Origin of the sequence: Christiangramia lutea, from assembly GCF_022489035.1 — a bacterium.
In the GTDB taxonomy this organism is placed as follows: domain Bacteria; phylum Bacteroidota; class Bacteroidia; order Flavobacteriales; family Flavobacteriaceae; genus Christiangramia; species Christiangramia lutea.
The window spans coordinates 253,345-266,027 of record NZ_JAKVTV010000001.1 but is presented as its reverse complement, the minus strand read 5'-3'; the positions used below and the strand labels follow the sequence as shown (position 1 = coordinate 266,027).

8 protein-coding genes and 1 tRNA gene are annotated in these 12,683 nt (G+C 39.3%); 4 read left to right on the top strand and 5 right to left on the bottom strand.

All coding sequences use genetic code 11. From position 1 onward, the window contains the following. Nucleotides 1-12 precede the first annotated feature (12 nt). A complete protein-coding gene (gene bglX, locus ML462_RS01210) occupies nucleotides 13-2,286 on the top strand; it encodes a beta-glucosidase BglX (protein WP_240711906.1) in 2,274 nt (757 codons plus the stop codon). Nucleotides 2,287-2,459: 173 nt separating this feature from the next. After that, the gene (locus ML462_RS01205) at nucleotides 2,460-4,523 is read left to right on the top strand and encodes a glycoside hydrolase family 172 protein (RefSeq protein ID WP_240711905.1); all 2,064 of its coding nucleotides are present in this window, start codon (nucleotides 2,460-2,462) and stop codon (nucleotides 4,521-4,523) included. A 69-nt stretch (nucleotides 4,524-4,592) separates the two neighbouring features. Here the strand turns inward: ML462_RS01205 and ML462_RS01200 are convergent, their stop codons facing one another. From ML462_RS01200 to ML462_RS01190, 3 genes are read right to left on the bottom strand one after another with little or no spacing between them, the layout of a single operon-like run. Then, nucleotides 4,593-7,163, bottom strand: coding sequence for a glycoside hydrolase family 2 TIM barrel-domain containing protein (locus tag ML462_RS01200; RefSeq protein ID WP_240711904.1), 2,571 nt, complete (start codon nucleotides 7,161-7,163; stop codon nucleotides 4,593-4,595). A 10-nt stretch (nucleotides 7,164-7,173) separates the two neighbouring features. Continuing rightward, nucleotides 7,174-8,352 (bottom strand): CehA/McbA family metallohydrolase domain-containing protein, encoded by a 1,179-nt coding sequence (locus ML462_RS01195; RefSeq protein WP_240711903.1) that lies wholly within the window; start codon nucleotides 8,350-8,352, stop codon nucleotides 7,174-7,176. Beyond that, nucleotides 8,349-9,257 (bottom strand): alpha/beta hydrolase, encoded by a 909-nt coding sequence (locus ML462_RS01190; protein ID WP_240711902.1) that lies wholly within the window; start codon nucleotides 9,255-9,257, stop codon nucleotides 8,349-8,351. Before ML462_RS01190 ends, ML462_RS01195 begins: the two co-directional genes overlap by 4 nt. A gap of 105 nt (nucleotides 9,258-9,362) precedes the next feature. Between ML462_RS01190 and ML462_RS01185 the strand changes: the two genes are divergently transcribed. After that, complete coding sequence (locus ML462_RS01185) at nucleotides 9,363-9,812, top strand: GatB/YqeY domain-containing protein (RefSeq protein WP_240711901.1); 450 nt, start codon at nucleotides 9,363-9,365, stop codon at nucleotides 9,810-9,812. Nucleotides 9,813-9,887: 75 nt separating this feature from the next. Then, nucleotides 9,888-9,961 (top strand) — tRNA-Arg (locus ML462_RS01180). Between the two features lie 179 nt (nucleotides 9,962-10,140). On the opposite strand, the gene ML462_RS01175 is transcribed toward ML462_RS01180, so the two are convergent. Beyond that, nucleotides 10,141-10,731, bottom strand: coding sequence for a hypothetical protein (locus ML462_RS01175; protein WP_240711900.1), 591 nt, complete (start codon nucleotides 10,729-10,731; stop codon nucleotides 10,141-10,143). Nucleotides 10,732-10,750: 19 nt separating this feature from the next. Further along, nucleotides 10,751-12,460 carry a hypothetical protein gene (locus tag ML462_RS01170; protein ID WP_240711899.1) on the bottom strand — a complete coding sequence of 570 codons (1,710 nt, stop codon included), beginning with the start codon at nucleotides 12,458-12,460 and terminating at the stop codon, nucleotides 10,751-10,753. Nucleotides 12,461-12,683: the final 223 nt, after the last annotated feature.

The following is a 12,683-nucleotide window of genomic DNA, read 5'->3' as shown; positions in this document are numbered from 1 at the left end:
AATACGACTATAATGAGAAAAATTTATCTAAGCATCAGTCTCGTCATCTTAACGGGAATTTCAGTGCTACATGCTCAGGAACGAATTCCGGCAGTAGAAGAATTGCTGAATAAAATGACGCTGGAAGAAAAGATAGGCCAATTGAACCTTTTAACACCCGGTGGTGGTATTGCTACCGGTTCTGTGGTTAGTGAGGATGTGGAATCAAAAATCAAGGCTGGAAATGTTGGTGGAGTTTTTGGTGTTTCCAGTCCGGCGAAAGTAAGACAGGCGCAGGAAATCGCGGTAAAGAATTCCCGGTTAGGAATCCCGCTTCTAATAGGTTCGGATATCATCCACGGTTATAAAACCACTTATCCAATTCCGCTAGGACTTTCTTCCAGCTGGGATTTGGAATTGATCAAAAGCGGAGCTCAAATGGCTGCAAAAGAGGCTACGGCAGATGGCATTAACTGGAATTTTTCGCCTATGGTAGACATCGCTAGAGATCCTAGGTGGGGTAGAATTGCTGAAGGAGCCGGTGAGGACCCGTATCTGGGATCTCAGATCGCCAAAGCCATGGTAGAAGGATACCAGGGAGACGATCTTAGCAAGCCGGAAACCATGATGGCAACCGTAAAGCATATGGCTTTATACGGAGCTCCGGAAGCCGGAAGGGATTATAATTCGGTAGATATGAGCCGCCTTAAAATGTTCAACGAATACCTGCCTCCTTACAAAGCGGCGGTTGATGCCGGGGTGGGAAGTGTGATGACCTCTTTCAACGATATCGACGGAATTCCTGCTTCAGGAAATAAATGGTTGCTAACCGATCTTCTAAGAGAAAGATGGGGTTTTGATGGATTTGTAGTTTCAGATTATACTTCAGTGAACGAAATGATTGCCCACGGGATGGGAGATCTGCAGGATGTTTCGGCTATGGCGATCAATGCCGGGCTGGATATGGATATGGTTGGAGAAGGTTTCCTTACCACTTTAAAAAAATCGGTTGAAGAAGGAATGGTTTCCGAAGAACAAATCACCAAAGCAGCGAGGCGAATTCTTGAAGCTAAATATAAGATCGGTTTGCTGGATGACCCTTACCTGTATTCAGATGAAAGCAGGCCGGAAAAGGATATTCTTACCGAGGAAAACAGAAAACTAGCCAGAAAAGCGGCCACTAGGTCTTTTGTCCTGCTGAAAAAACATAACAATACACTTCCTTTAAGTAAAAATGCGAAGATCGCCTTAATTGGACCACTGGCGAATAATAAGAACAATATGCTGGGAACCTGGGCGCCAACCGGGAATCCGCAACTTTCTGTGCCAATTTTGGAAGGAATGAAGAATGTAGCTCCAAACGCGACCATCGAATACGCCAAGGGAGCCAATATTTCTGATGATACCAGCTTTGCCAAAAAAGTGAATGTTTTTGGTGAGCGCATCCAGATTTCTGAAGAGTCTCCTGAAACCCTACTGAAGGAGGCTCTGGATCTGGCTAATGGTTCAGATGTTGTAGTTGCCGTGGTTGGGGAAGCCACCGAAATGAGCGGGGAAGCAGCTAGCCGCACCGATATTACCATTCCGGACTCTCAGAAAAAACTGATCAGGGAATTGGCAAAAACCGGGAAGCCTGTTGTGCTTGCTTTAATGAGTGGTAGACCTTTGGATATTTCAGAAGAAATGGGACTTCCGGTAAGTATCCTTCAGATCTGGCATCCTGGCGTGGAAGCCGGGAACGCAGTCGCTGATGTACTTTTCGGAAATTATAATCCTTCCGGAAAATTAACCAACAGCTGGCCAAGAAGCGTTGGGCAGATCCCGATACATTACCGCATGAAAACAACCGGAAGACCAGGGCCTGAGTCTGGTGAATTCCAGAAGTTCAAGACCAATTACCTCGATTCTCCAAATTCGCCATTATTGCCATTTGGATACGGACTTAGTTACACCACTTTTGAATATAGCAATGTAAAGGCAGGTTCAGGAACATTGAATGCTGATGGTTCAATCGAGTTAAGTGCTACCGTTACCAATACCGGGAATTATGATGGAGAGGAAGTGGTTCAGCTTTATATCCATGACAAGGTGCGAAGTGTAACGCCTCCTGGAAAAGAATTAAAAGGTTTCCAGAAGATCGCCCTTAAAAAAGGGGAATCTAAGACGGTGACTTTTACCATCACACCGGAAGACCTGAAATTCTATAATTCTCAAATCGAATATGTGTACGAGCAGGGAGAGTTTGAATTCTTTATCGCCGGCAGCTCAGATGCTGAATTTGCAGGTTCATTCAACTTGAAAAAATAGTTGATTTTTGTTTCATTTGAATTAAGTGAGCCCCTGTAATTATTGAAATACAGGGGCTTTTTTCAATTATATAGTGGTTGAATATTTAGCAAGCCTGAATCAAGACATCTTACTGGCCTGCTGGAAAATGCTAAAACCATGGAAATAAAATAGTTTAATTAAAGTTTTTTGTAATGAAGTTTTTCAGGATTTTAAAAATTAGCTGTACCTCCTTTTTATTTTTTGCACTTTTGGCCTGCGGAAAACAAGGAGAAAATAAGGATTTAACTTATGCCCAGGTAGTAAGTAAATTAACCGATCTTAAAAGCCTGGCTGAATTGCCCGAAACTGGTGAAAAAAGCGAGATGTGGTCTAGCTATGATCGCAAAAGCAAGATAGACAGTGCAGGAAATTTTGTTGACTGGGATGCTAATATCGACGGGCTGGAACCACAATTCATTCGTAAAGAAGGAGAAAACGAGGTTTTAGCCGAAATGGAAGGTCCCGGCGCCATTGTTCGTATCTGGTCTGCCAGTCCGCGGGATGGAAAGGTTAAGATCTATATCGACGGGAAGGAAGAACCAGTGGTCAACCTGCCTTTTATCGATTATTTCAAGCCGAGCATTGCAGCATTTGAATATCCTGAATTAGTCTACGAAACCAATGCTCGTGGATTCAATAATTATATTTCTATCACTTACCAGAAATCCTGTAAGATTGTCGCAGAGCCGGGTTGGGGGCAATATTATCATTTTAATTACATCAGTTTTCCGGAAGGTACTCAAGTAGAAAGTTTTAATCCAGACCTGAATGAAAATAACAAGTCTGCGCTTGAAGAGGTAAATCAATTCTTCAGGGATAAAATGGGAAATTCTCCACATGATTTTGAAACTACAAAGCTTCAGGTAGAGGAGAAAATTGGAAAAAGCCAGGAAAAGGTGTTGGTTAGCTTAAAAAATTCAGGTGCGATCTCTTCCTTAAAAGCCAGAATGAAGATAAAAGATAGTTCTAAAGCTGAAGAGATGCTTCGCAAAGTGGTTTTAAAGATGAAGTGGGATGGAGAAGAAAAGCCCACGGTATGGAGTCCCCTGGGAGATTTCTTCGGAACTTCTCCCGGATATAACAAATACAAAACCCTGCCCATGGGAATGACCGATGACTGGATGTACAGTTACTGGTATATGCCATTTGCTGAAGGAGCAGAGATCATCATTCAGAATGATTTTGAAGAAGCGATAGAAATTGCAATGGAAATAAATTATGAAGAGCTTAAGGATGTCGAAAACCTGGGGAGATTTCATGCAAAATGGCATCGAGACCTCGAGCCACTATCTGAAGATCGTTGGCCAGACTGGACCTTACTGGAAACCGAAGGACGAGGACGATTTTTGGGAACCCATTTATTAGTTTGGAACCCAAAAGGAGGAAGTTGCTCCCTGGCCGGACCCGGGCATCACTGGTGGGGTGAAGGTGATGAAAAGTTTTTCATAGATGGAGAAACCTTTCCTTCGACTTTTGGAACAGGTACCGAAGATTATTTTGGATATGCCTGGTGTGATCCTTCAGAATTTGAACACGCTTACCACAGCCAAACCCAGGATAATGATAATATGGGCTACCAGCCTATGAATCGCTGGCATATTATTGAAAATATTCCTTTTCAGAAGTCTTTTGATGGTTATATGGAGAAATATTTTCCAAACCACTGGCCAACTCAGTATTCAGCTGTGGTTTACTGGTATCTGGAGCCTGGTGGAACAGATCCTTTAGGTAAGGTTGCGGTAGAAGATCGCTATGGATACGAGATCGAGTATGATGTTTTTCGGGTAGATCAGGCCGTAGAAGGTGAAACCTTGGAAATTAAAGAAAATACCGGTGGTTGGGCTTCAACCGATGTATTTGCTGATGAAAAGATCTATGAAACTGTGAGCGGTCATAAAGTTCTTAACTGGAATGCTGAACCTAAAGACGGAAATCAATTGGTGCTAACCTTTGAATGGCCGGAAGATGGAAAATATTTACTTGAAGCTAATTTTGTTAAGAGCCAAAATGGTGGAAAATTCAGAATGTTTTTAAATGATCGGGAGCTAGAAACGATTAACTTTAAAACTGAAGAAGAGCATATGGTAGCTGAAAAGCAGCAGCTTGGAGTCATCGAGATAAATCCTGGAGTACAGACCTTAAAATTATCCAGCCTGATGAACGAAGGTGAACCAAATAACTTCAAACTGGATTACCTCCGATTCATAAAGCAATAGTTAGATGGTTGTTCGCAAAAAAAAAAAAGGAGCTTTTAAAAAGCTCCTTTTTTTGTTCAATATCGGTTTTTACAATTTTTCTAATTTAATACCAGATAATGCCGGTTTTCCACTTTGCGGCCTAAACTCTATTTCTACGGGTCCTTCGGAATAGATCTCATAATCCAATTCCACCGCTTGCAGAATTCCGTAATCGCGAGCCAGGTTTAGATCTTTTTCCACCAGAACACCATTGATCAAAATATCAAAACTCCTGGTGCCTTCAGAGGTTTTTCCAGAATCTGATTCAAGGTTATAAATGTTTTCCCTCGACGCTCCGCGATTCGGTTCTGCCATAAGAAGTGAAATTCGATATTGCCCTTTTGGAACATCAAATTTATAAGCCTGCAGTCCTTCTCTCATGGTTTGGAACAGCGGTTCCTTCGTTGTCATTTTAATATTTGAAGCCGTTCCCTGGAATTTGCTGTTGTTCTGTTGAAAAACTTCTCCACCTACATATCCAAATTCATTGTTTTTAAATGCCTGGTCGCTTATCCAGATCTTGCCGGTCTCTTCATCTACAAAATCGCTGTGAGCACCAACATTTATCAAAACTGGTTGATTTTGGATGTTTTCAATCAGGTTGTTTCTGAATTTAATGTTGAGGTTTCTTGTATGCCTGGCCTCCCCGGATACAGCTTTTATTGAATGCTTTCCTTCATCTAGTTCAAGTTGAAATTCGGCGATATTATCTTTAACAGGAGAAGTCATTTTTTTAGTATCATCAAGGATGATCTCCACGATTTCAGAATTAGAAAAAACCTTGACTTGAACTTTCTGGTCCTGATCAATGATCCTGGTTTCAAAATTCTTTCCGGCGATATAAACAAAATCATCTTCGGTTAACCTGGCTTTGTAGTAATAGTAGACATCCTTGGGTTCACGGTTAAAATTCACCAGGCCTTTCTGGTTGATATAAGGCCTGCTGTCCTGTCTTCCTGAAGAACCAAAATCGGCAAAATTCCAGGCGGCCATTCCCAGCATATAATCCCGTTCCATCACCTGGTTGAGATAGCTCACATGGCTTTTTAGCTGGTAAGCCTCACTAAAATCCCAGGGTTTTGGATCATTGGTCTGAATCCTGGAATCACTTCCGGGACCATATTCTGAAATAAGTAATGGCCTGTTCGGAAATTTTTTATGCTGGTCATCGAGGAATTTTCCAAGATTTTCTAGACCTGGAGTGTACCAGCCAAAATACAAATTCCAGCCAATGACATCGGTAATATTGGCAATTCCGGAGGTGTTATAGATTTCATTCTCATGCAGTGCCATTACGCTCAATCTGCTTGTATCCAGATCCTTGTTTGCTGCTTCCAGCTTCTCGGCTAACTCCACGCTGGTTTTGATCTTTGCCTTCTGATCGGTTTCGCTCATATCGCGTGTGAAAACGAGGCGAATAAAGATCTCGTTCATGATTCCCCAGAAAACGATCGAAGGATGGTTGTAAAGCTGAAGAATTTGTTCCTTTTGCATGTTCACCGAATTCTGGTGATAGGCTTCGGAATCTGTTACATCGTTGATCACCGGCACTTCTGTCCAGACAAGCAGACCAAGTTCATCGCAAATTCGGTAAACATCAGGATCCTGCGGGTAGTGCGCCGTCCTGATAAAGTTCGCGCCCATATCCTTGATCATCTGGTAATCTTTTCGATGAATGGAATTTGGAACAGCATTTCCCATATTTTCAAAATCCTGATGCCTGTTAGCACCGATGAGTTTAATGGGTTTACCGTTCAGGATAAAACCTTTTTCAGGATCGGCTTCGAACCAGCGACAGCCGAAATTCGAAATATAGGTATCCAAAATTTCTCCTGAATCTGGATCGATCAAATTAGCGCTTAACAGGTAAAGATTTGGATCATCCGGAGACCATAGTTGAGGTTGCTCTATTTCAAAATCGATTGAAAAATTGTCAGAATCCAACGGCCTATTGTATTCCGAAACCTGGTTTCCTAACGGATCGGCGATACTAACCTGTAATTCCAGTTCTTTGCCTGAAGTCACCATATTTCCTTCAAATTTCACCTTGGCCAGGTCATTGCTGACATCAGGAGTTTTGATCAGCTGAGTGCCTGCGGCGGGGCCTTCCAGCTTAAAGTGACTTTTCCCGGTTACGATCAGTTTTAGGTCGCGGTAAATTCCGCCGTAAAAATTAAAATCGGCTTCCAGGGGTGGGATATCCTGGTTGTGGGCGTTATCGACTTCGATTCTTACCTGATTCGCCTTTCCGAATTCAAGAGCTTCAGAAAGCTGAAAAATGAAAGCCGTATAACCACCGGTATGTTCACCTACGAGTTGATCGTTTACATAGGCTTTCGTAACCTGGTTAGCTCCTTCAAATTTTAAGAAAATAGCCTTGTCTTTCCAGTTTTCAGGAATAAAAACCTCTTTATTGTAAGTGCCTTTTCCGCGAAAATAGGCACCTTCATTAAAAGCGTCTTCAGCATTCCAGGTATGGGGAATATTCACGGTAGATGATTTTTCCTCATTTTCAAGGTTAAATTCCCAACCGGAATTGATCGTTTTTTCAATTCTTTGTGCCTGGAGAAGGGAAGAGCTAATGAGTAGAAAAAGGATAAGGGAGTAGGGTAATTTCATTCTTTTTGATTTATCGGATTGATACAGGTTGCGTCCAGGCAACTTCGGTGTCTCCTTCTTTGTATGGGTTTTTCTTTGGTTTATCTGAAATGACCTTCGCCCGGGCGAAAATCACATCATCTGGAATTTGATAGGAAGCTTCTGTTCCATTAACTGATTTCAGGATCTCACTTTTAGTAGAACCTTTCCTCACGCCAATAAACTGGATATCATAATTCACATTTTTTTCAGCATTCACCTGAATAGAAATCATTTTTCCATCAAAATTGACTTTGGAAAGTTCTACGCCAGTTGTAGCATAAAAATCACCGGCTTCCATGGCATTAATTATAGCTGAAGGTGTTAATTCAGCAGACCTCACTTCCACCCAACCTCTCCCGGCATTGCTCCATTTTGCGCCGAATTTATGGTAATGATGACTGTCATCGGTCGCAATCCCCAGCAAAAGTGGTTTGCCTTCGGCATGATAAGCGATATTTACCTGGTCCCACATGGTTTCGGTACTGTCATGAATCGAATCGCCATAATTATTCACATAAGGATGACCATTGAAAACTTCAAAGAATCGCTCCCCGTCGATCTGAATAATATCTTCGGCTTTTATAGCATAGGTAAAATTTGGGTGATTGAGATGCTGAAGTACGGGCTCGCCAAACTTTTCTTCCTGGGCCTTGATGGCATCGAGATTATTCTGGATAAGCTCTACAATGGTGAATCCTTCCTGCGGCTCCACCAGTTCCTGAACATTGATGGCGCCCATATGAACCGCCTTTTTGTCCAGATAGGTGGTCACTTCTTCGGCTTTAAAAATCATGAATTTTTCGGGTTCCTCGAAAAGCGGACGGAACTCCTCGAGTGTTTTCAACTGCACCTGTAACCCATCTTCCTCTTTTTTATAGGATACCCAATCTTCGCCATATTCATTTAAATACTTCTGAAATGCCTGTTGATATAAGGAATCTTTACTGATCTTTTTCCATTTTTCGCCTTCGGCAATAATATTATGATCAGATAACGCCACGAAATCATAACCTTCATTTTTATACCATTTCATGATCATTTCAGGAAATTCATCCCCGTCGCTCCAGTAGGAATGGGTATGTAAATTACCTTTGTACCACTTCTTTTCCTGTGCTTCGGCCGAAACAGAAATAAGAATAATTAAAAATGCAAGCAGAAATTTTTTCATTTGTAAATAGTTGACTGAATTTTTTGATCATTGAAAACTACATTTTTCAGGAATTCAAATACCTGTGGTAAATATTGGAAGGGCATTCCAGATATTTCGTGGCGCGCATCCTGAAAAGTGTAAAATAAATAGGAAGTATCCAGTTTTTCAAGTTTATCCACGATAGTTTTTGATCCGTCAAGAATTAGGTAGCCAGGTTTATTATTTTCACAGTAATGATGAGGTGCCGTTGCGTATGGAACCAGATTATCGGCCGTTCCGTGAAAGAAAATACCAGGAATAGCCTGTTCTTTGGTTAGATAGCGAACATCAGCGATCGCACCGGCTAAAGAAAAAACTGCCGAAATATTCAAATTTGAAAATTTTGAAGTGTCTTCGAACATCAGGTCTGGGTTATAAACGGCATTCAGCACTGCTTCAGCTCCAGCACTGCTTCCACCAACGATGATATTTTCCGTATCGATATTGAAGTTTTCAGCCTTCTTTTCTAAATACAAGACGGCATCCATAAAATCTTCGGCAGCCAGCTGGAAGGTTTTCAATTTTCCAGTTGCATCGAAATCACAACCGAATCCGGTTGCGGTTCCTTTTCTTACCAGCCGATAGGAAATAAGGCCAACCGCATAGCCTCGGGAAGCGGCCATTTTGGCGAATTGGATCTCCTGTGGGTTTTTCGGACTTCCCCCGGCAAAGCCTCCACCATGCATCCAGACGATGAGTGGGAGTTTTTCTGAATTGTTTTTTTCAGGTAAATAAAGATCAATAATAAGTTCTTCACCATCTTTTTCAGCGTAAATTTCGGTTTGTAGAGGCCTTACTTTATAAAGGCTGTCGATTAATAATTCCTGTGCTCCAATGACTTGAACACAGCTAAAAAGCAACAGGATGCTTAGGATTTTCTTCATTTTTCAAGTGCTAAAATGGGATTTGAAGATACTTAATTTTGAAGGGATAAATAAGTGGTAATTTCTTTCAGAATATTTTATCTTCGCAGCAGAAATTTTTCAGTCATGAGTCTACAGGAAAAAGTAATGGTCGAGATGAAGGCCGCGATGAAAGCAAAGGATAGTGCCAAACTGGAAGCCCTTAGGGCAGTAAAGGGAGCCATTCTTTTAGCGAATACTGAATCGTCTTCTAAAGACGGATTAACTGAAGAGGAAGAGATGAAATTACTTCAGAAACTGGTAAAGCAACGTAAAGACAGTGCTCAGATCTATAAAGAACAGGGCAGAGAAGACCTGGCTGAACCGGAAATTAAGCAGGCTGAAGTGATCGAGCAATTTCTTCCAGAACAGATGAGTGAAGCTGAAATTGAGGCTGAAATAGATAAAATTATCGCTGATACCGGAGCTTCTGGTATGCAGGATATGGGAAAAGTAATGGGAATGGCTACCGGGAAGCTGGCTGGAAAAGCTGATGGTAAGACCATTTCAACGATTGTTAGAAAGAAATTGAGTTAAAGTGAAGAGTTAGAAGTTTTTTAAATTCCGACGAGTTTTTAATTTTCTGATAACTGATAACTGATAACTGATAATGGCCCCGTGGCGCAACTGAATAGCGCATCAGATTTCGGCTCTGAGGGTTGCAGGTTTGAATCCTGCCGGGGTCACAGAAGTAAACCCTAACCATCTATAAGTTAGATTGTTAGGGTTTTTTATTCAATTAATGTGTGGCCAAAAGAACCGCCCGAAATTTTAATGGTCAATAATGTAAAATATTCATTCGTTAAATATTATTCAACTGAAATAGATTACTAATTATTATTAACATTGGATAATTTAATTTATTTCACTCCTCATAAGGGGGTGGGGCAGTTAATGGAGTGCTTAAGACAACCTTTAATCCAACCATTTTTTTATCATATTCATTTTTCAATTCATTATAGCTATGAATTAATTGATTTAAGCAATCCATTAATTCATGGCCATTGTCAAATGGGCTCAATTCTATATCAACAATAGTTCTCTCAGGACTTTCGGCTAAATAGGGTTTAGTTCCTAAATTTTCATAATTTAGTTGCAATACATCTTTCAGTTTATTTACAGGGTATTTTTCATAAAACGTAAATACTGAATCTTTCGTGAGGGTTATGAAATTTCTCCTTAGTATAAAACCGCTATCATTTCTTAATGGGATGATTTTTATGATAGTATCTCTTTTCTTGATTAAGAAATATGGTATGGAGTCATTTTCATAAGTATTATTAACCTGCTTTATAATTCTGAAAAAATCGTCATTCAAATCAAATACGATTTGTTTTGAATTTGAATTCTTGAAATTTTCTTTTGAGGGATAAAAAATTACTTTCTTAGACGTATTTTCATTCCTTTTACAATTGAGAAATAATAGAAGAGAAAGAATAATTAAATAAATTTTCATAATTATGGAGTTTATAAAATTAATCGCAAGGGCTATTATAACTGTCGTGAGTAACTGCATTAGATAGCCATGCAAGATCATTTAATTCTTGTTGGGTTATTTGTCCTGACGATTTCCCGTATTCTTCAAGACCTTGCCATGCGAAAAATAGGTAATTTTCAATATTATGTAAATTTTTGTCATATTCTCTTACGCTATAGGCAATAGGATCGATCATATGTCTTGACATATAATAATGTTCTGAAGTAGTTTGAGGTGGTTCACTATTAAGAGGATTGTCATATAGTCTCCATAATTTTTCGAACCATTCAAACTTAGCTGTGGGTAAAGGATTAGGTCCTGAGTTATTTGAAAGATGTATTCTGTGTAGTTCTGCATGATTCACTTCATGCAAAATAAGTGCGGCTAAATCAATGGCGTTAGAATTATTAGCTAAACCGGTTCTATTAATGTTTATACGAATTTCAATTACATTATTTGAATCTGGCATAGCAGTTCTAGCATCGGCACTATCACTTGATTCGTTATATGTTGTAAATTTAATCCTATATTTACTCCTGTTGTCTGTAAATGCTTCGGAAGTACGTTTAAAAAGATTGTTCCCAGTATTAATCAGTTCCTCTAATACGCAATCTGCTTTAATTCCAATAAAAGATTGATCCTTAATTATTTCATTTTCAAAATCTACATCACCACCGTCCATGACAGCTAAAAGAGCAGAATAACTAAAATTGCGGGAGTCAGTAGTGTGATTTTTTGAAATCAAGTAAGAAAGGGTGCTTTCATATAATCTGGTATTATTCCTTAATGAATATTTCTCATTTCGATTTAATGATTCCAGAAACGTTGCAAAATGGGCTTCGTCATACGAAACATTACAATCCTTATTTAAATCCATAGGTAAACCACAATCTTCACAGTCTAAATTCTCTAAGCATTCTTCAGGGGTCAAGCTCGGGGGAGTAGAACCATCACCTCCGGTTGGACCAGAGGTTACCCCTCCAGTTCCTCCATCAGTTCCTCCACCTCCTTCTGACCCTCCTGTTCCTAAGCCACCAGTCCCAAAACAATCAATTGGGAAAGTTGAAACCCTCGGAGGAGTACCTGAACTATCATGCCAAAAGGTACAATCTCCTGCATTTTCATATTCATAAGAATGTTCACCAGAAGTACATACCCAATAAACAGTTTCTGTACAACCTTCTCCATTTTTTTCTAAAGTATTAAATATATAAGATTCAATAGTAGAATGGCCATTCTGGTCGAAATTCACTCTTTGTAATAATTCACCTTCTATATTGCTTACGTAAAATTCACTATCATTCATGGGGTCCGGATAGGTTAATATGAAGGAGTTTGTATTCTTATTACTTTTAGTATAAGAAAAAAGTACTCTCTTGTAATTGCCAAATGTTTTAAATGGAACATTTAAGACTTCTATTCTTTTATCCTTGTGGTAATATGCATTATTTAGATCTAAACGATTGATTAAATTATTAATAGGAATATCATTATTCAAATTCTGCGATTTTTTATACGTTTTGAAAGAATTTAGAAAAGTTGAAGATTTAAGAAGTTCATTTTCTGACACCCCAAAATCCATTATTTTTTCTTCTGTTTTATTTAGGTCCTGAGGTTCTTTGTCCGTAATTGATTCTTCTTCACAGCTAAACAGGATAAATGCAGACAAGAATAAATAACAGTAATGCAAGAAATTTAGATTTTTCATGGTTAGATAGATTTGGTTAAAAAGATTTATAATAAAATAAAATAATAACTATAGATTATTATTTTATTTGGAAAATATGATTAAAAATATTAAAAAATTAACACACTCAACATTTGATTAGAAAAAAATATTTATGGTTATATCGCGGGTATTACTAACAATTGGCTGAATAGCATATTGATTTAAAATTCGAGCTGATTTATTTTAAGCAAATTATTTTTAT